The sequence below is a fragment of the Herbidospora solisilvae genome (genome assembly GCF_009901565.1).
Taxonomy (GTDB): Bacteria; Actinomycetota; Actinomycetes; order Streptosporangiales; family Streptosporangiaceae; genus Herbidospora; species Herbidospora solisilvae.
Window position 1 is genome coordinate 472,828 of sequence record NZ_WXEW01000003.1, and the last position, 17,668, is coordinate 490,495.

Sequence of the window (17,668 nt, forward strand, 5' to 3'; positions counted from 1 at the left end):
CGGTCCATCGGCGGAACGGTGGATCAGCGCTCCGGCAGTGGGGTGACGCGGTCGCCGATCATGTCGAGGGCGAGGAGGGTGAGGTTGGCGGCGAGGGCGGCGCCGACGATCGCGGTCATCACGCCGGGGAGGCCATCCGCGGCGGCGAACCCCAGCCAGGCTCCGGCGAGCGCCGCGGCCGGTGCGGCGGCCAGGCCCCGGTGCCGTTGCCGGGAGGTCCGGTCGCGGCGGGTCCAGGCGCAGTAGGCGCCGTAGCCGATGGCGGCGCCGACGGGCGGTACGGCGACGAGCGGGTCGCCGAGGTAGGCCGCCGGCCAGAGGATCGACACGGCCAGCACGGCCAGGGACCAGCCGCCGAGGCCGAGGATCACCGGGGTCAGCACACGCAGCCAGGTGCCGGTTCTGGGCCCGAAGCCACCGCGGCGGCGTACCCGGCGGGTCATCCCGGCGAGCAGGGCGGCGGCGGCCAGCGTGAGGCCGGTCAGCGAACCTACGAGGATCTTGGCGATGTTCGGCAGGCTGAGCGGGCCGACCTGGAAGTCGACCGTGTGGGTGGTGTATCCGGAAGTGTCGGCCTTGCCGTGGTCGAAGAAGGTGGTCAGCAGCCGCCGGTTGGCCTCAGGCTGGTATCGCCAGAAGTCGGTGGTGTGCCCCAGTTCGGCCAGGATCACCTGGTGGCTGTTGCGCAGTGCGGGCAGCAGTTCTCTGGTGGCCAGTTCGGCGGGTGTGGTGAAGTCGACGGTGCCGCTGATCAGGAGCGTTTCGACGTCGGTCGGGCGGACCTGCTGGTATTCGCGGTTGTCGGGGCTGGACGGCCACGCCTTGGTGAGGCCACCGCCGGCCCACAGCAGATCCGCGCCCGCGTTGCCGAGGATCGAGCCCTGGTCGCCCCCCGCGGCGTAGTAGCGGTCGACCGGCGCGGCGTCGATCATGGTGGTCGCGGCGGACTCTCCCCAGATGAAGGACGTCGGGATGGTCAGATCGGCGAGCAGGGAGATGGCCCAGAGCCCGCTTGGATCGCCTTCGGCGGCGGCCAGCCAGGCGTCGAGTATCGAGGGCGCGTTGAGCGGTGCGGCGAATCGGGTGGAGTTGACCATGCCGATCAGCGTCGCGGCGCGGACGTTGCCGCTTTTGACGGCCAAGGGTCCCCACCTGCCGGGCAGGTGGGCGGCGGTCGCCTCCATGGAGGCGGCGAGGTCTTCGGTGCGCGCCGCGCATGCCTGGTCCTGGGCGCACAGCCGCGCATATCGGGCGAGCTGGTCGTCCGTGATGGTGGGGTCCCAGAGGAAGTGGCCGGGCGGGTTCACGCCGATCATCACCGACCGGTGGATGGACCGCGGATGGCGCCAGGCGTAGATCATGGCGGTGCGGGTCCCGATGCTCTGGCTGATCAGATTGATCCGCTGGTAGCCCAGTGCGCGGCGGACGGCCTCCAGGTCCTCCACACGCTGCGGCAGCGAGTATCCGTCGAGGTCGGCGCCGTCCTCGGTCAGCCGTCGGGCACAGTCGGCGTAGGCCTGGGAGGTGCGGCGGGTCGTGCCGGATCCGGCGAGGTCGGCGGAGTGCCGCATCGCCGTGGTCACCTCAGGACAGTCGAGGACGAAGGAACCGTCGATGCCGCGGTAGCCGACCAGGACGATGTCGTGCCGGTCAGAGAGGCGAGCGGCTTCCTTGAAGGTCATGTTCGTCTGGCCGGGCCCGCCCCCGAGACGGAAGATCGGCTCGGCCGGGTCAGGCCCGGTGGCCCGGATGCGCTTCACCGGCAGCGTGATCGAGCGAGAGCCGGGAACGTCGTGGTTCTCCGGCACGGTCAGGGTGCCGCAGTCCGCCGGGAGCGCTCCGGATTCAGTCTCGTACGTGCAGGGGTTCAGGGTCAGTGCGCCGACCTTGGCCGAGGGGGAGGCCGCCGGCGTCGTCGTATCTCGGACGCCCAGGTAGCCGAGGGCAAGGGTGGCGAGGGTCATGGTCGCCAGCGCGATGATTCTGGCGGGCGTCGATCCGGAGGTGTTCATGCCGACCTCTCCTGTGTGTCAGGAGCGAGTCTGGTGCGAATGGGTCGGCGGCTCGCTGACGCCAGCCGGTGTATCGGAGGTAGGGGCAGCACTACCCTGCCGCCATCGTGGGGTTCGGCCGACACGGTCTGTCACGCGTCCAAACCGTACGCGGCGGCACTCATAACGCCCGTTCGCAGCCGAACATGGCGAGTTGCTCAGCGTGCTGACCGGCGCGGACCGGGCCGTCCCGGTCACCGTCGTCGGGGCCTGGACCTGTGGGCGGGTGTCGAGTTCAGCGTTGTGTCGCCGCGCATGGGGCTGGTAGTGCGCTCGCCCCGGTGCCTTCCGGCACCGGGATAGAGAGGGATGCGCCGTGGGTACAGGACCGCATAACGGCGCTCGGGGGTGCTGAATGGCCGCCTATATTCGGTGGGATCTTACTTACGACAAGTTCCGGCAGGCTTACGATCAATACTCTGTCGTGTTGGGCTTGCGGATCGTGGACGTCTGCGGCTATGACATCGCTGGTCAGGCACATTACGCGGCGATCTGGGAACGCGGGTCCGGTCCTCAACAGTGGACGGATCATCAAATTCCGTTCGACAAATATCTGACGGTCTATGACGAGCGCAAAGCCGCCGGCTTCCGGCCTGTCATCGTCAATGGCTATAACGTCGGCGCAAAAGTCTACTTCGCCACCGTCTGGGAGAAGGAGGAGCGCGCGGGGCATCCGCTGTGGACGTCGTATCACGTGGTCGGGCTCTCCGATCTATATACGCTTGTGAAGGAGCACAGAAGGAACGGTTACGTTCCCGTTGACATCAGCGGATACCGAATGGATGACGGCGTTTACTGTTCCGTCGTCTTCGAGGGGTGGCCCGGATACGACACCCGTTGGGACTGGATCCAGCCACAGGTGTCCGCCGCCAATTACCAGAACCTTTTCGACGGAATGGACCGAGACCATTACCGGCCGGTTCGCGCCATCGGATTCAGCGTTCCGAATTCCACCTACGACCGTCTCGACCACTTCACCTCGCTCTGGCGAAGGAGCGTGGGGCGGCCGTTCTCCGCGCGGCACAACCTCGATGTCAGCGCCTTCAAGTCCGAGGTCGAGCACTACGAACGGGAGAAGTATCGGCCGGTGTCGGTGGGAGGATTCTCCGCCGGTTTCGGATCGGCCGCGGCGCAGCGGTTCTGCCCGATCTGGGAGAAGCGTGAGGCGGCCCCGGTCATCGAAGGCCTGGTCGAGAAGTTCATGAAGTACTACAACGTGCCGGGGTTGTCGCTGGCGATCACTATCGGCGGACGGTTGGTGCACGCCGAAGGGTACGGCGTCGCGGACCGGGCGAGCGGCGAGAAGGTGACGGCCGCGAGCCGGTTCCGGATCGCGAGCGTGGCCAAGCCGATCACGTCAGCCGCCGTCATGAAGCTCGCGGAGACGGGCAGGCTCAGCCCGATCGACCTGGTCTTCGGGGACAGCGGGCATCTGGCGGGGTTCGGCATGCCAGCCGATCCCAGAGTCGAGGACATCATCGTGCTGCACCTGCTGCAGCACTCCTGCGGCGGCTGGCCGTACCGGCCCGACGATCCGATGTTCGGCGACATCTCACTCGACCATCAGCAACTCATCACGTCGGTGCTGGCGAACCGGCCGCTGAATCATGATCCCGGAACCCACTACGCCTATTCCAACTTCGGTTACTGCGTGCTCGGGCGGGTCATCGAGGAGGTGACCGGCGAGTCGTACGAGGCTTACGTACGGCGGGAGGTCCTGGCCCCATGTGGGATCGTCGGCATGGAACTGGCGGGCGACACCCTGGCCGACCGGCGTCCCGGCGAGGTCCTCTACTACGACCAGAACGAGGGCGACCCATACGGCATGGCCGTGACCCGGATGGACGCGCACGGCGGCTGGCTGGCCACGGCGAGCGACCTGCTGCGTTTCCTCGCACGGGTGGACGGGTCCGCCACCCCGCCGGACATTCTCGACCCCGACTGGGTCACCTACATGACCAAGCCCTCGGGGCTGGCGGACTCGAACGGCTACGCCTGCGGGTGGTCGGTCCACGGGTCCAGGTGGGGTCACGGCGGAGACCTTCCGGGAAGCACCTCGCTCCTGCGGCGCATCGGAGGATTCGGCGTGGCGGCATTGATCAACACGCGGTACCTCAAGGACGCCTCCGATCCGCTGGACACCAACGCGGGGCTCTCCAAGCTGGTGGAAGCCATACACGACCAGGTCGATCATTGGCCGACAGGTCTGCCTCTCTGAACTCCGGCTGTTGGGCCAGGGGCGACCGGCCGACGTCATGGAACGCCTGAGATCTGCTCGGCAGATCGTGTCAGCCACGCTTGCGGCGATCCGTCCTGAGCCGCTCAATCGTCGGGCAGTCCAGATGTAGACAAGCTCATCATGGCTAGTCATGCGATGAAGTCGGGCATCCGGCAAGCTCAGGTGGTGACCACGCCCACGGGCAAGGAAGGCCCTGACGCGAAACCAAACGGAGAAAGTCCTCTCGGCAACAGAAAAAGGCCCGACCCATCAAATGGATCAGACCTTTACCTGGTACTACACCGTCGGGGTGGCGGGATTTGAACCCACGACCTCTTCGTCCCGAAGGAAGACCAGGCTGTCTGCGAGGGTCGCGTGACGTCGATCGGGGTGCCTCTCAACAGCTATAACACCCTGAAGAGGACGGGTGCTGTCGGAGGGACCCTGAGGGTGGTGGCTCCCACTGGTGGCTCCCGAGGCTCCCGCCGAGAGGGAGGAGATCCTCTTGACTTGGAGATCAACTGGCGCAGTGTCTAGCGTCGCTGATTGCTGCCAATCCCAAGAGCGCTTGCACTCTAAGGGTTCGCTACGACTTGCCCAGCGACGATCTTGACTGTTGTAGCCGGCATGCGCTGTGGAGCAAGGAACAGCAAGCAAGCATGTCAGGGGCGTACCGGAATCTTGCACACAGAATCTGGCAGTGTGCTTGAAACCGGGCAGCCCGTGCGTAGACAGGCGTCGGGACTGTCAGCCTGACAGACTGTCGCGCTTCAGCTTGCTTTTCCAAACGGGATTCAACGGCGGCGCTTCAGTGACGGAGATTTCCGCAGCATCCATGTTCGAGATGGCCATAACTGAATCGAATAGCCACACAAGACGAGAAAAGCTGAATATGGCTAACAATATAGCATATTCAAAGGAAAAGCGCATGGAGTGCGGATCGTGATTATTGTCGAGCGCCTGAGCGCACAGGCAAATTAGGGCCGAAGCGCCAACATTGACGAGTAGATATGTCCAGTTGCGCCGCAATTCCTCGGCGAAATGGAGGCGCGCTTTGCGTGCTCGTTGGCCGGTCGCTGCCATATACACAGTGGCAGCGATCGCGCTTAGGCCGCCGAGTACTGATATTACTGTTGCCCCTGTTTCATAGACTCCGAGACGTTGATCCAGGGTGATCCATGAAAGGAAGTCGCCCCGTTTATACCGATTAACCACGAGAAGGTGGAAGGCTAGAATCGTTGCGGCCAGGATGTAATCGATCCAAGGGTTATCGGACCACCAGCCGACCAGGGAGATCCGTAGTCGCCGCACGTCGCCGCCCTTCGGTGATGGCCCCAGCTAGTCGGTGCTGACTGCTAGCCGAAGCTCTGCCTCATGTTCAGCTGCTACGCCTAGGATCGCATCTACCGCCGACAAAATCCGGATCGAGTTGCCCTCTGTGTCGACTGCGGGTACCCGGCGCTTGGCTGTGACATGGTGCTCGACGAACTCGGCTAGCTGCGTGTACTCGGCTCCGGAGGGCTCAGCATAGACGAGCGTAGCCCTGGCCTTGTCCGCTGACCCTGGCATCACATGCTCAAGATCGATTAAATCGTTCAGCAGCCCCTGCCTGTCCTCGGAGCGCCCCTTACCTTTGGGCACGGAGATGATCAAGGTTACGTTGATATCTCCGTAGTCTTGCCTGGCCCTCTTCAGAAAGCCCGCGAGACGGCCGTTTCTATCGTTGAGCGCATCGATTTTACGTGCGCCCATCCTGATTTCAATCTTGTTCGCGCCTTCAGCCTTGCGAAGGCGGTCGATCTGGGCGGGTGAAATCAGCGCTCGTACGGTGAGGTCGGCTTGACCAAATACCTTCATCGCATTGAGCCATGACTCAAGGGCTTTGTGGCTAGGGGCGCTGGTCGACCCCTGCATAATGCCTACGATGTTGCCGAACGGAAGAAAGCAGATAACGGACGTTTCCAGATATCCTTCGCTGGCTTTTGACTCAAGCTCGCGCCATTCCCCTGTATCCCAGTTCATTACCGAGAGCCACTCGCCCTGCCCCTTGACCCGGTGAAGAAGAAGGTGATCTTCCTCTTCAATGGTGGTGGTGTTTCCGACTAGCCGCTCGTTCCCATCGAACGTCCTCTCGCCGACGGTGGACCGGGCCTGTGCGGCAAGAAACTCCTCCCACGCAAATTGGGGGTAGCGGCGCTGTGTTCCAGACTCGGAGACGACAATCTCATAGAAGGAAACTGTACGTTCTTTTAGTGTCCGCGTTTTGGCCACTTAGCCCTCCTCTGCGGTTTATCGCGACAGGATACTGGCTCGTCGGTGTATGGGCTACTTGCTAGGCAAATGATGCAGACTTGTCCCTATTGGCATGATTTACGGCGAAGGGTGTCGCGTATCCTCTGGCTGTCGACTAGGCCATGCCACCCGCGCAGTACTCGGCAGAGCCGGGCGACCCAAGATCAATAAGCCGGCGCTAGGTCCTAGCAAGCGCGTGGGGAATCTGACCTGCTCTGCGCTGCCCGAGTTGACATGCCACCGACGTTATCGGCGGTTGCCTTTCTACTTGCTACCCATCGCTTGTGGCAGGCGGTTCGATCACGAAGCTCCCCATCCCTGGCTCCGTTCGAATGAGCCCATCCTGGCGCAGCGCACGATGAACCTTCTGGCCCGTCGCTGTGGCGATGCCGTAGATCTCCTGTAGGGCGAGAACGGACGGCACCTGGTCGCCGACGGCGAACTCCCCACGCTCGATCTGCCCCTTGATGTCCTCATACACCTGGACCCATCGGGGTATCCCCGGCTTCCAGTCCAGCCCTTGATCAGCCACGCAGACACGCTAAGTACGTGATGTCATGCCTAGCGAGATACGACATGCCTAGCGTGCTATAGCATGGTGTACTACGGTGAAGAGCATGGTGACTCCCGAGAGCATGCCTGACCCGGTATCCCGTCAGGGGCGCACGGAGATCACGCCTGTGTGGGTGCCGTTCCAGAGTGCCCGAAGCGATCGGTTTCGAGTGACTGAAACGGCGTGCTGCGGAGTTTATGAATGGGCATGCCAGGGCGGGATGTATTTCATACTCCGGTACACCAAGCAGAACGGATATGAGGAAACGGGGAGAGGGTTATATCGGGAAGCCCGAGCCCTATGGGACGAGCTGGCAATTGCGCACAAACTTACTCACGGCCGCGTCCCAGGCAGCCGCAACGCGCACAGGAAATCATCGTCTCCGACTAACGCTCTAGAAGGGTGAACTCAGCATGACTGATGCTAATCGGGACCGGTTCATCCATCTCATGCGATTGGCATGGGACCTGCGAATTTCTGGGCTTGGAGTATCGGTCAAGTTATCGCCGGGACAGGAGCCATATTTAGAGATCCCTAGGGCTGTGGGTCCTTTACGGGTGATGGCAACCCTGCAGTACAACGAGTGGGTATTTAGCTGGGGTAGAGGTCGAGATAACTCGATATCTGCTCTCAGCGTGCAAGCTTCGTCAAGAATTCTACAGTTCGCACGAAACGACGATGGGCTAACTCGCGGTTCTATCGGCTAAGGAAATCTATGGCTTATCAGCGTATCGCCAGCATCATAAAAGATCGGGTTCAAGCGTGCGTTTACCCGGATGGTGCCTTGCTGCCTTCTGAGGCAGCCCTCTGTCGGGAGTTCGGTGTCGCTCGTTCCACAATAAGACGAGCTCTCGGCCTGCTTGAGAGTGAAGGCTTGATCGTTGTTATCCCAGCAAAAGGGCGCGCTGTAAAGAAGTGCCTTAGGGCTCCGCAATACCTGTACTCGGCTATCGCGGCGGATCTACGTAGAAAAATTCGAGACAGGGAGCTGCGGATGGGGGATATTATACCGAGCGAAGCAGCTCTTTGTAGGCGGTACGCCGTCTCGCGCTACACGATCCGTCAAGCGCTGGCGCTCCTGCAAAGCGACGGTTTGATTGCCGTTAAGGCTGGCAGCGGACGGTTTGTTTGTCCCTATCCGTGATTCATGGATCACTTTCGCGACTTGAATCACTGTCGGCACATTATATCGCCAGGCGGAAATCTTCGATTTTTTGGCGGATTACCGTACTAGGGTCGCCGCCATGACGCTTAGATGTAATCATCTGCGTCATGTCCACGTCAGTGAGAAAAATAATCATCTTGCCGTCCAATACCCATTGCTCACGCCGAACCATTACTGCTGTCGAGTCGGGCTCGTTGCGGCTAATGACAATCCCGAAGAGGCCGGGACCTTTTTCGGTGAGGTAATTTACTAGCTGTAACACCTCATCCTTTCCGATTGACTTGCAGTAATTTTTTGCGTCTGCAACGATATAGTCGGCTCGATAGTGCACACGTAAAAAGTGGAAGAATCCCGAGTTGCAGTAGTTGGGTATCACGATATCGCGGCGATTGGTTTTTGTTTCATTTCGAACTTCAAGTATGGGCCGTTCAAGGGGTGGAAAGAAGAGGAATTCCAGTATCTCTGCACATAATTTCTGATATGCGTACCACTCTGTACGGCCGCATCTGACAGAGTTCAGCCGTGCAAGCAGAGTCTCCGCTATATCGCTAGGTTGCTCTGGGTCGAAACTATGTCTGGCAAGAAAATGGTCAGCAATGTAAGGATGGTTGGACAGTACGGTTTCTAACCACGTCCCATCAAGAACCGTGATTTCTTGCTCGGCTAGTTGGTCTATGTATCGGGATGTGAGAGTTTCCGGTGTAACCATGACCAGCTGCGGACTTGGCAAGTCTGGATACTTCTCTCGAAATGCCTCGCGATACCTTAGGAGCTGATCGATTCTATCTTTGATTCTATGCCTTGTTTGCGGTGTAATTCTGGCCAGTTCTATGATTTGCGGATTTTCTCCGAGAGCTAATAGATCGGGCCTTGATTGGTGGCCAAGCCTTTGTTCGTGGAGCAGATCGATCTCCGGGTATTGTATTCGGTAAATTGCCGATACTAGTCGAACAAGATCTGATTCGCTAAGATTGGGGAGCTGAAATTTCATACTTTTGCCCTGTTCTGATTAGTTCGGAACTTCTTCTGGAATACCCATTAGCGTTCCCCATGGGATATCTGTGGTCGTGATGATCTGCCCCTTGCCGACGAAGCGCGAGGCGACGAAGATCCCCGCATCGTGAGCGGCCTGCCCCGCGTGGCTCGCGGAAGCGTCCGCGATAAGCCAGGGAGTACAATCCCGCTCGAACGCGTCAACGACAGTCTTGAGCACGCAGCTCTCCGTGTCGAGCCCGCAGACGTAGAAGTCCTTCCATCCGTATTCCTGTGCGAGCCGGTCGCCTTCCTCGCTGAAGAAACTGTAGATGGTCTTGTCTAGAACAGCCGTCGCCTTGTCGGCCATTGGGAGCAACTCCGGAACGATGTCGATCTCAGGAGAACTCTTCACCTTCGACCATCGGATCAGACGCTCATAAGGGCTGCCGTCGTAATTGATGTACCGGGTGAACACCACCGACCCACCCGAGGCTTGCCACCTATCCACCAGGGAAGCGATCACCGATATTGCAGGCTTGGAATGTTCCGTGATGAACCCGTTCTGCGCGTCAATGATGACCAACACCGAAGACCTGTCGAACATGGGGCCTTACCTCTCCCTGGTTTCGCGGATAATCTCGATGGCCTCGGATAAGCGGTCCGGTGTGCCGCTCGTCTCCAAGATGGCCATGCGCATGCACTTGTGATATTCGGTCTCTTGCGGACGGGCGTTAAGCAGCCGGGAACGCGCACCACGCAGAAAGCGCCAGCCGTATTCATCGGCGACGTGCGGGTCTCGCCCTTGCTCGATCTGCGTGTTGATGAACTCGCAGTACGACCACATTGCCTGTGTGGCGAGTTCGACGTTGACGATCTCGTGTTCTGCCAGGGCTCGACGTGGCGCTGTGGGGTAATAAACGACACCCGACCATGACGCGTATCCGATCGAGATTCCCTTGAATCCGTACGACACCATTTCGGAATGTTCGAAGCCATCGGCCAGCAAAGAGCGCTCGACCAATTCAGCGTGCGCGAGTGACGATGGCGACATCTCCGAGTCCCGCTCATGCAGAATCCTCGGGATGCACATGATGCGGAGCGCAGTGTCCAGCTCATGGGCCTGCCATGACGGAGCATGAACCCAATACGCGCTCAGGACATAAGACGCATGAGCCGATGCCGACAATGCCTCGGACAGATAACCCGATGCCCACTCCAGGTCACGGGCGTAGGTCTGCCGACGCCATATCGCCAAGTTCGCGAGGTTAGGTAGCTCCAGTTCCTCGACGAGATGGAACATGGCCACCCCGAACGGCCAGAGGTAGAGCGCGCACTTGCCGTGGACGTTGGGCACGTCAACGCGATGGCATTCCAGACCGAACGTCGCATCGGTAGGAGTAGCCGACGCCCGCTCGATCAGCGCCGCGACGCGCGAGGCCCCGATATAGGCCGGGATGAATTTGTGCGACCGAACCCCGGACAGCGGTCGCGGCGATGTCTGCGCCGGCTCGATCGCCCCGAACAGTTCTTGCGTCGTGGCCTTGTAGATCGCGCAGTACAGCTCAATGTAGAGCGGGTCCTGACAGTGGGCCTTCCCGGACTCATGGCGGTAGATCGTCTTCTCGATCGAATCGAGCTCCGGTAACCCGCGCGTCGCACCCAAACGATGCAACTCCTGGGCCGCGCGCCGCCTGCTCCATCCGAGCTTCTGACGTGCTGCGGTTAAGACGCGGTTCGGCTCTAATCGCCTGCTCGTCTCCCGAGACAGGGGAACTTCGGACATCAGTCGTGTCCTCTCGTGTCCAGTCCTGTCATCTGCCGGTCAGGAGCCCCAACTCCGAAGCTGAAGACATGACACAGAGACACCGCCCAAACAGCCGCAGAGCTCCACCGCAAAGGAGTTCGCGGGACTTCCGGAAATCGCCTGGTGCCGGTTGCACGTCATCTGACCTGCCCATAACTGGGGATTGTCGGGGACTTGTCAAGGCTAGACGGGCCGCACTCAACCTGTCCCGTCCTGTATCGATCCTTCCACTTTCGGCATCGAAGATTTCGCGATTTCCCCCAACCCGGCGATCTCCCCGCCGAACGCCTCAACCCCCCACGCGAGACCACCGACGTGGAAGGGAGGTGAACGGACTTTGAGGATCCCGATCGGCGGCACCTACGCGGACCGGTGCCCGTGCGGCGCCCTCACGCACCAGATCGGCGGCTGCTGCCGCAAGTGCGTCCGGCGTTTCCGCTGGCTTCGTCGCATGACCCCCCACTAGCGCCAAGAGGAGTACGTCCCATGTTCGTGATCGTCTCGATCGCCGTGTTCGGGATGGCCCTGGCCATGGCCGGCTTCGTCCAAGCGGTGATCGTCATGAAGCGAGAGGACAGAGCCGCGAGCCGGTCACGCACCCACCGCACCGCCACGGCGTCGATCTCCAGGCGCGCGATGGGACTGCACGTGATCGACGACATCGACCAGCGCCCCGTGACCTACGGAAGGAGGTGACTACACCTTGATGATCTCGATCTCCCTCGTGCTCCTGCTGGGCCTGGCGGTGTTCATCGCGCTCCGCTTCACCTACCTGCGGTTCACCCACGCGCTCCTGTGCATCCTGTTCGGCTTCTACCTCTCGGAGACCGCCGCCGCCCCGGAGGTGCGCCGGTTCATCTCGATCGTCCTGGCGACCGTGTTCGGCATCTCCTGACACCCACCCACGCTCACAGCCTGGCCAGGCTTCACCCGTCACCACCACAGAAGGAATCGATCATGCGAGACACGTACACCGCTCAGACCCGTTACCCGGACTGGTGCCACCCGTCCACGACCCATGGAGGTGATCCTCACGACCCCCACGCCGAACCGCTCACTCGTTGACCTTCAGGAGGCCCGCGCCCGACACCGCCAGGCCCTCGACCTGATCGCCAGCCGCCCTCGACTGCGCGGCATGCTCCAGCTCACCGAAGACGGCCGCACCGTCATGAGCGTCCTGAACCTCATCCCCGTTCTCTGCGCCGAGATCGAACGCCTCTCCCGCCGCATCGACGCCCTACGGCTGGACCACGCGAACCTCACGGCCGCCGCCCACGCCACCCTCTCCGCCCACCGCGAGGGAGAGCCGGACCCGCTCTACTACCTGCGCGATGAGCTCTCCGCGGAAGGCCCTCCTCCCGCCGCACCTGCGGCCACTGGCCGCTACCGCTACCCGTACCCGGGTGGGCCTCGATGACCGCCCACCGACGCCTCACCCGCCACCAGATGCGCCGGCACGCCCGACGCATGCGCCGCGCCGGCGTCGAGCCGGTCATGCTGATGACCGAACACGCCTCGTTCGGATCGGCCGCGATCGTGGTCATCTGCTCGTGGCTGTGGCGCTACCGCTCCGAACTCGCGCCCATCGCCGTCGCAGTCCTGGCGGAAGCCATCGCCGTACTGCTCCACATCAACAACCCCGAGTCGTGGAAGACCGTCCTGGCCATCACGGGCATGACGGCCTGGCTGGTCGCCCTCTTCGGTTACCTCGTGGGCCTCAGACGCGGTGCCGAACGGGCCTACGCCGTCGTCTGGGTCCTGTGCACCGGCGGTTGGATCAGCGCGGCAACAGCGCTCGGACCCGGCTCCGCACCGCTTCCGCTCCTGCTGATCGTCGGCGGGACGCTGATCGCTCTACCGTGGTGGGCGCATCGCCGAAGACGCGCCCGTGTACGAGTAGAGCGCACCCTGGCCGCCTGGCCGGAGATCGCCCAATCGATCGGACTGGCCGGCTCACGCATCCAATCGGCCGTCATCGACTTGTGGGGATACCGTGCCCGCGTCGCTCTGGCCCGAGGCCAGACCGTAGAGGACGCCATGGCCAAACTCCCCGCGCTGGAATCGGCCCTGGGCACCCGACGCGGCGCGGCGCGAATCCAGCCGATCCCCGAACGCGCCAACCGGCTGGAACTACGGGTGATCGAGACCGACCCACACGCCGACGCCATCGTATGGCCAGGACCGGCGATCACCTCGATCACCGAACCGATCGAACTGGGCGTCTTCGAAGACGGCACCCCGGTAACCGTCTCTCTGAACCGCCGTCACGGCCTGGTCGGCGGTGTGGCGGGTGCCGGCAAGAGCGGCGGGGTGAACGTCATCATGGGCAACCTGACAGCCTGCCCGGACGTGATCGTGTGGGGCGTCGACCTCAAACGCGGCATGGAGCTACTGCCGTGGGCGTCCTGCCTCGACCGCATCGCCACCACACCCCGCGAAGCAGACGAGCTGCTCAACGATGCGGTTGCCATCCTCGACGGCCGCGCCGAAATGCTCGCCATGAACGGTGTACGGGTCTGGGAGCCCACCCCCGAGGCCCCCGCGCTCGTCATCGTGGTCGACGAGTACGCCGAACTCGCCGACGACGCACCCGAGGCGATCGTGAGCGCCGACTCGATCGCCCGTCGCGGACGCGCCGTTGCCGTGACCCTGGTCGCGGCAACGCAACGGCCATCCCAGAAGGCCATGGGCAACAGTGCCGTTCGCTCACAGATGGACGTACGCGTCTCGTTCAGAGTCAGGGAACGCCGTGACGCAGACCTGATCCTGGGCCAGGGCATGCACAAAGCCGGCTGGCACGCCGACCGCCTCGACGCACCCGGCAAGTTCCTCATCAGCGCACCCGAACACGACACCCCACGCCGCGCCCGGACCTACCTTCTCGACGACGCCACGGTGCAAGCCACGGCCGAACGGCACGCCGAGAGACGGCCGTCCCTCGATCCGGTCTCCCTGGTCGCCCTCGAACGAGGGCCTCAATCCACCGCAGAACCTCAGGGCAGGCACGGCCGCAACGGCAACCACGAAGGCGCGGAAGAAACTCTGTGGGCCGCGCTGCGCGAGGCACCCGAACAAGGCGCGACTCTGGGCGAACTGATCGACGCAACCGGCATGAGCCGCCCATGGCTCTACAAGCGACTCCGCGAGCACGCCGACGCCGGCCGCGTGATCCAAGTCGCCCGAGGCCGATGGCGTGCCGATCCCTCCGCCGACTAACTCCACGTAATCGTCTCAGGGGTTTGTCTACGTCTCCGTCTCGCGCGCGTCTGCACATAAGCGCGGAGACGGAGACAAAGACAAACACGAAGACAAGCACAGTGAGTGACGAACGGCCGAAGGGAGGTGCGCATGAAGGCATACACCGTCGAGCAGATCGCCGAGATCCTCAGCATCGGCCGAGACAAGGTCTACTACCTGCTTCGTACGGGACAACTCAAGAGCATCAAGATCGGCAAGTTACGCCGGATCACCGATCAGCACCTTGCCGACTTCGTTTCTTCGCTGGAGACCATCGACGAGGCGTAGAACGCCGTGATACAACGTTCTACAGCGCCTCTTGATAACTCCATAGCACCCGAAAGGAAGCCGTCTATGACGAGCGACCGAACGACCCTGCCACCCGTCCGGGTGGATGCGGAGCTGAAAGCCCGGCTCCGCAGGTACGCCGAGTCGCAGGAGCGGGATGTGTCGTGGGTGATCAGGAAGGCGATCGAGGAGTACCTCAACCGTCACGAGGAGGAATGACCCCTTGGCCAAGATCCTGATCGGCAAGTACGAAGCGACCATCTATCCCGAGGGGGATGGCTTCACCGGAGCCGTCTCCCTCGGGTTCGCCCCCGATGGCAAGCGCCGGCGACTCAAGCGCAAGGGCAAGACCAAGACCCAGGTCAAGGACAAGCTCATCAAGGCCGTCAAAGACCTTGAGTCGGGCGTGACCGCGTCAGCGACCTACACCATGCGAGACACTGTGGACGACTGGCTGAGGAAGGGCCTCAAGGGCCGGTCAGAGGGCACGATCACAAAGCTACGCATCCTCGCCGAGACGCACGTGATCCCGAAGCTGGGCAAGACGAAGCTTCAGGACCTCCGCGCCGATCACGTGGACGAGTGGTTAGACGGGCTCTCTGGCGACCTGGCCACCCGGACACTCCGGGATGTCCACAGCATCCTGAAGCGGGCTATCCGGCAAGCTCAGGCCCGCGACAAGGTCGTCAGGAACGTCGCCGAGCTGGTCACCACGCCCACGGGCAAGGAAGGGCGACCGAGCAAGGCCCTGACGCAAGACCAGGCGGAGAACGTCCTCAAGGCCGCAAGGTCATCCGGGATCAGCGCCTACGTGGTGATCAGCCTCACCACAGGCGTACGGACCGAAGAGGCCCGCGCGCTGTGCTGGGATCACGTCGTCGCCTGGATACCGGCTCAGAAGAAGTGGCAGCCGGTCACCGAAGCAGGGTTCAACCACAAGAGGTTCGCCATCTACGTGTGGCGTGCCGACCGAGTAGGAGGTGACACCAAGACCCGCAGGTCGCGGCGGACGCTGGAACTCCCCACGATGGCCGCACAAAGCCTCAAGCAACACCACACCCGCCAAGGCGCCCAAAGGCTCGCAGCGGGGGAGGAGTGGCAAGATCACAACCTGGTGTTCTGCACCAGCGTAGGAACGGGACTGGACGCCGCGAACGTGCGGCGCGCATTCCGCAAGATCACCCAAGACGCCGGGATCGGGACCGACTGGACTCCCCGGGAGCTGCGTCACTCGTTCGTCTCGATCATGAGCGACCAAGGCGTACCCATCGAGACCATCGCCGATCTCGTCGGGCACGCCGGCACCAGCGTCACGGAAGAGGTCTACCGGCACCAGCTCAGACCGGTGATCACGAAGGGCGCACAGGCAATGAACATCGTCTTCGGTAGAAGCCGCGCAGAGTCCGAGTGAGTTGGCTCCCCGATTGGCTCCCTGAGACCCTCAGCAACAGAAAAAGGCCCGACCCACTGAGTGGATCAGACCTTTCACCTGGTACTACACCGTCGGGGTGGCGGGATTTGAACCCACGACCTCTTCGTCCCGAACGAAGCGCGCTGCCAAGCTGCGCTACACCCCGGTGCTTTCTGCCTCGTTGAGTCTAGCGGACTTTCGCCGCGCTTGCGTCATCGCGCCACGCGCGGCACCAGAGTCAGCAACGTCGCCTCCGGAGGGCACGCGAACCGGGCGGGCGCGAAAGGAGACGTCCCGAGCCCAGCCGACACGTGGAGCCACGCCGACTCGTGACGGGACAAACCCTTCACCCGGGCCCGATCGATCCCGCAGTTGGTCACCAGGGCCCCGTAGAAGGGGATGCAGACCTGCCCCCCGTGCGTGTGCCCGGCGAGCAGCAGCTGATAGCCGTCGGCCGCGAACCGCGTCATGTTCCGGGGCTCGGGAGAGTGCATGACCCCGAGGCGCAGATCGGCGTCAGAGGGAGCAGGGCCCGCGATCCGGTCATAACGATCAAGGTCGATGTGGGAGTCGTTGATCCCGCCGACCGCCACGTCGAGGTCGCCGACCTTCAGCCGGGCCGTCGTGTTGTTCATGTCGAGCCAGCCGGCCGACGTCATGGCCGTGCCGAGTTCCAGCCACGGCAGGTCGGGGATGTTCCGCTTCTTGCTGTCGGTCTTGGACGTCCGCCACAGGTAGCGGGCCGGGTTCTTGAAATGCGGCGAGTACATGTCGTTGGAGCCGTACACGAACAGGCCCGGGAGGTCGAGGAAGGGCTCGACGGCCCGCATGTACGCGGGGATCGCGTCCGGGTGGGAGATCGTGTCGCCTGTGTTGACCACCAGGTCGGGCTCCAGGCGCGACAGGGACCGCACCCAGTTGATCAGGCGCGTGCGGCCCGGGGTGAGGTGCAGGTCGGAGATCTGCAGGATCTTCACGGGGCGGCGGCCGGGGTCGAGAACCGGCACTTCGAAGCGCCGGAGTCTGAACCAGTTGCGTTCGACGATCGACGCGTAGCCCAGCCCGGCGAGCCCGAGACCGACCACTCCCAGAGGTACCGCTACGACTTTCCGCACATCCCAATCATGCCCGAACGCCGGGTGGGCCCGGGATAACCCGGAGAGATCCCCGGCTGGGACACGGCAAGATAGTGGGCCATGAGCGCTCTGAAAGACAGGCTGAAGGCCGACCTCACGACTTCGATGAAGGCTCGTGACGACATCCGGTTGCGGACCATCCGCATGGCGCTGGCCGCCATCAACGTCGAGGAGGTCGCGGGCAAGGCCGTCCGTGAGCTGAGCGACGACGAGATCGTCAAGGTTCTCACCCGGGAGGCCAAGAAGCGCCGCGAGGCGGCCGAGGCGTTCGCCGGAGCCGGGCGTGAGGAGCAGGCGAAGGCCGAGCTGGAGGAGCAGGCCGTGCTGGAGGAGTACCTTCCGGCCCAGCTCTCCGACGCCGAGTTGGCCGCGCTCGTCGACGAGGCGATCGCCGAGACCGGGGCGGCCGGGCCGCAGGCCATGGGCCAGGTCATGAAGGTCGTCAACCCGAAGGTCGCGGGGCGGGCCGAGGGCGGCCGGGTCGCGGCGGCGGTGAAGGCGCGGCTGGCGGGCTGATCTTCCCGTACCCGACGGCTGA

The 17,668-nt window shown here is 62.9% G+C and carries 18 protein-coding genes and 2 tRNA genes; 10 read left to right on the forward strand and 10 right to left on the reverse strand.

Annotated elements, in window-relative coordinates; genetic code table 11:
- Window positions 1-23: 23 nt before the first annotated feature.
- Window positions 24-2,012 carry an alpha/beta fold hydrolase gene (locus GT755_RS11850; RefSeq protein WP_161479767.1) on the reverse strand — a complete coding sequence of 663 codons (1,989 nt, stop codon included), beginning with the start codon at window positions 2,010-2,012 and terminating at the stop codon, window positions 24-26.
- A 394-nt stretch (window positions 2,013-2,406) separates the two neighbouring features.
- Between GT755_RS11850 and GT755_RS11855 the strand changes: the two genes are divergently transcribed.
- Window positions 2,407-4,269, forward strand: a complete 1,863-nt coding sequence (locus GT755_RS11855; protein ID WP_161479768.1) for a serine hydrolase — start codon at window positions 2,407-2,409, stop codon at window positions 4,267-4,269.
- A 305-nt stretch (window positions 4,270-4,574) separates the two neighbouring features.
- On the opposite strand, the gene GT755_RS11860 is transcribed toward GT755_RS11855, so the two are convergent.
- The 4 genes from GT755_RS11860 to GT755_RS11875 all read right to left on the reverse strand — a co-directional run bounded on the left by GT755_RS11860 (window position 4,575) and on the right by GT755_RS11875 (window position 7,093).
- A tRNA-Leu gene (locus GT755_RS11860) sits at window positions 4,575-4,686 on the reverse strand.
- 330 nt (window positions 4,687-5,016) lie between these two features.
- Window positions 5,017-5,580, reverse strand: coding sequence for a hypothetical protein (locus tag GT755_RS11865; RefSeq protein ID WP_161479769.1), 564 nt, complete (start codon window positions 5,578-5,580; stop codon window positions 5,017-5,019).
- Window positions 5,581-5,607: 27 nt separating this feature from the next.
- Window positions 5,608-6,540: a hypothetical protein gene (locus GT755_RS11870; protein WP_202609904.1), complete on the reverse strand. Its 933-nt coding sequence runs from the start codon at window positions 6,538-6,540 to the stop codon at window positions 5,608-5,610.
- Between the two features lie 292 nt (window positions 6,541-6,832).
- Window positions 6,833-7,093, reverse strand: a complete 261-nt coding sequence (locus tag GT755_RS11875) for a GntR family transcriptional regulator (RefSeq protein WP_328794305.1) — start codon at window positions 7,091-7,093, stop codon at window positions 6,833-6,835.
- A 736-nt stretch (window positions 7,094-7,829) separates the two neighbouring features.
- Between GT755_RS11875 and GT755_RS11880 the strand changes: the two genes are divergently transcribed.
- A complete protein-coding gene (locus GT755_RS11880; RefSeq protein WP_161479770.1) occupies window positions 7,830-8,258 on the forward strand; it encodes a GntR family transcriptional regulator in 429 nt (142 codons plus the stop codon).
- 40 nt (window positions 8,259-8,298) lie between these two features.
- On the opposite strand, the gene GT755_RS11885 is transcribed toward GT755_RS11880, so the two are convergent.
- Genes GT755_RS11885 through GT755_RS11895 form a run of 3 tightly spaced genes read right to left on the reverse strand, consistent with a single transcriptional unit; the run spans window position 8,299 to window position 11,037 of the window.
- Window positions 8,299-9,270, reverse strand: coding sequence for a hypothetical protein (locus GT755_RS11885; RefSeq protein ID WP_161479771.1), 972 nt, complete (start codon window positions 9,268-9,270; stop codon window positions 8,299-8,301).
- A gap of 18 nt (window positions 9,271-9,288) precedes the next feature.
- Complete coding sequence (locus GT755_RS11890; protein ID WP_161479772.1) at window positions 9,289-9,858, reverse strand: cysteine hydrolase; 570 nt, start codon at window positions 9,856-9,858, stop codon at window positions 9,289-9,291.
- 6 nt (window positions 9,859-9,864) lie between these two features.
- Complete coding sequence (locus GT755_RS11895; protein WP_202609905.1) at window positions 9,865-11,037, reverse strand: hypothetical protein; 1,173 nt, start codon at window positions 11,035-11,037, stop codon at window positions 9,865-9,867.
- Between the two features lie 507 nt (window positions 11,038-11,544).
- Here GT755_RS11895 and GT755_RS11900 point away from each other — a divergent pair.
- The 7 genes from GT755_RS11900 (at window position 11,545) to GT755_RS11930 (ending at window position 15,994) form a co-directional block, all read left to right on the forward strand.
- On the forward strand, window positions 11,545-11,754 hold the full coding sequence (locus tag GT755_RS11900; protein ID WP_161479773.1) for a hypothetical protein: 210 nt from the start codon (window positions 11,545-11,547) through the stop codon (window positions 11,752-11,754).
- A gap of 10 nt (window positions 11,755-11,764) precedes the next feature.
- A complete protein-coding gene (locus GT755_RS11905; RefSeq protein WP_235966480.1) occupies window positions 11,765-11,953 on the forward strand; it encodes a hypothetical protein in 189 nt (62 codons plus the stop codon).
- A 129-nt stretch (window positions 11,954-12,082) separates the two neighbouring features.
- The gene (locus tag GT755_RS11910; RefSeq protein ID WP_161479775.1) at window positions 12,083-12,475 is read left to right on the forward strand and encodes a hypothetical protein; all 393 of its coding nucleotides are present in this window, start codon (window positions 12,083-12,085) and stop codon (window positions 12,473-12,475) included.
- Window positions 12,472-14,274 (forward strand): FtsK/SpoIIIE domain-containing protein, encoded by a 1,803-nt coding sequence (locus GT755_RS11915; protein WP_161479776.1) that lies wholly within the window; start codon window positions 12,472-12,474, stop codon window positions 14,272-14,274. Before GT755_RS11910 ends, GT755_RS11915 begins: the two co-directional genes overlap by 4 nt.
- A gap of 132 nt (window positions 14,275-14,406) precedes the next feature.
- Window positions 14,407-14,583: a helix-turn-helix domain-containing protein gene (locus GT755_RS11920; RefSeq protein ID WP_161479777.1), complete on the forward strand. Its 177-nt coding sequence runs from the start codon at window positions 14,407-14,409 to the stop codon at window positions 14,581-14,583.
- 66 nt (window positions 14,584-14,649) lie between these two features.
- Window positions 14,650-14,802 carry a CopG family ribbon-helix-helix protein gene (locus GT755_RS11925; protein WP_161479778.1) on the forward strand — a complete coding sequence of 51 codons (153 nt, stop codon included), beginning with the start codon at window positions 14,650-14,652 and terminating at the stop codon, window positions 14,800-14,802.
- A gap of 4 nt (window positions 14,803-14,806) precedes the next feature.
- Entirely contained in the window at window positions 14,807-15,994 is a 1,188-nt protein-coding gene (locus GT755_RS11930) for a site-specific integrase (RefSeq protein ID WP_161479779.1), read from the forward strand.
- A 92-nt stretch (window positions 15,995-16,086) separates the two neighbouring features.
- Here GT755_RS11930 and GT755_RS11935 read toward each other — a convergent pair.
- Window positions 16,087-16,160: transfer RNA gene (locus GT755_RS11935), tRNA-Pro, on the reverse strand.
- A gap of 46 nt (window positions 16,161-16,206) precedes the next feature.
- Complete coding sequence (locus GT755_RS11940; protein ID WP_161479780.1) at window positions 16,207-17,109, reverse strand: metallophosphoesterase; 903 nt, start codon at window positions 17,107-17,109, stop codon at window positions 16,207-16,209.
- Window positions 17,110-17,190: 81 nt separating this feature from the next.
- On the opposite strand from GT755_RS11940, the gene GT755_RS11945 reads away from it, so the two are divergent.
- Window positions 17,191-17,646 carry a GatB/YqeY domain-containing protein gene (locus GT755_RS11945; protein WP_030456254.1) on the forward strand — a complete coding sequence of 152 codons (456 nt, stop codon included), beginning with the start codon at window positions 17,191-17,193 and terminating at the stop codon, window positions 17,644-17,646.
- Window positions 17,647-17,668: the final 22 nt, after the last annotated feature.

Excerpts from the sequence above, each read along its gene's own strand:
- GT755_RS11850 (WP_161479767.1), bottom strand. The coding sequence starts at position 2,012 with ATGAACACCTCCGGATCGACGCCCGCCAGAATCATCGCGCTGGCGACC.
- GT755_RS11855 (WP_161479768.1), top strand. The coding sequence starts at position 2,407 with ATGGCCGCCTATATTCGGTGGGATCTTACTTACGACAAGTTCCGGCAG.
- GT755_RS11880 (WP_161479770.1), top strand. The coding sequence starts at position 7,830 with ATGGCTTATCAGCGTATCGCCAGCATCATAAAAGATCGGGTTCAAGCG.
- GT755_RS11885 (WP_161479771.1), bottom strand. The coding sequence starts at position 9,270 with ATGAAATTTCAGCTCCCCAATCTTAGCGAATCAGATCTTGTTCGACTA.
- GT755_RS11890 (WP_161479772.1), bottom strand. The coding sequence starts at position 9,858 with ATGTTCGACAGGTCTTCGGTGTTGGTCATCATTGACGCGCAGAACGGG.
- GT755_RS11895 (WP_202609905.1), bottom strand. The coding sequence starts at position 11,037 with ATGTCCGAAGTTCCCCTGTCTCGGGAGACGAGCAGGCGATTAGAGCCG.
- GT755_RS11900 (WP_161479773.1), top strand. The coding sequence starts at position 11,545 with ATGTTCGTGATCGTCTCGATCGCCGTGTTCGGGATGGCCCTGGCCATG.
- GT755_RS11905 (WP_235966480.1), top strand. The coding sequence starts at position 11,765 with ATGATCTCGATCTCCCTCGTGCTCCTGCTGGGCCTGGCGGTGTTCATC.
- GT755_RS11915 (WP_161479776.1), top strand. The coding sequence starts at position 12,472 with ATGACCGCCCACCGACGCCTCACCCGCCACCAGATGCGCCGGCACGCC.
- GT755_RS11920 (WP_161479777.1), top strand. The coding sequence starts at position 14,407 with ATGAAGGCATACACCGTCGAGCAGATCGCCGAGATCCTCAGCATCGGC.
- GT755_RS11925 (WP_161479778.1), top strand. The coding sequence starts at position 14,650 with ATGACGAGCGACCGAACGACCCTGCCACCCGTCCGGGTGGATGCGGAG.
- GT755_RS11945 (WP_030456254.1), top strand. The coding sequence starts at position 17,191 with ATGAGCGCTCTGAAAGACAGGCTGAAGGCCGACCTCACGACTTCGATG.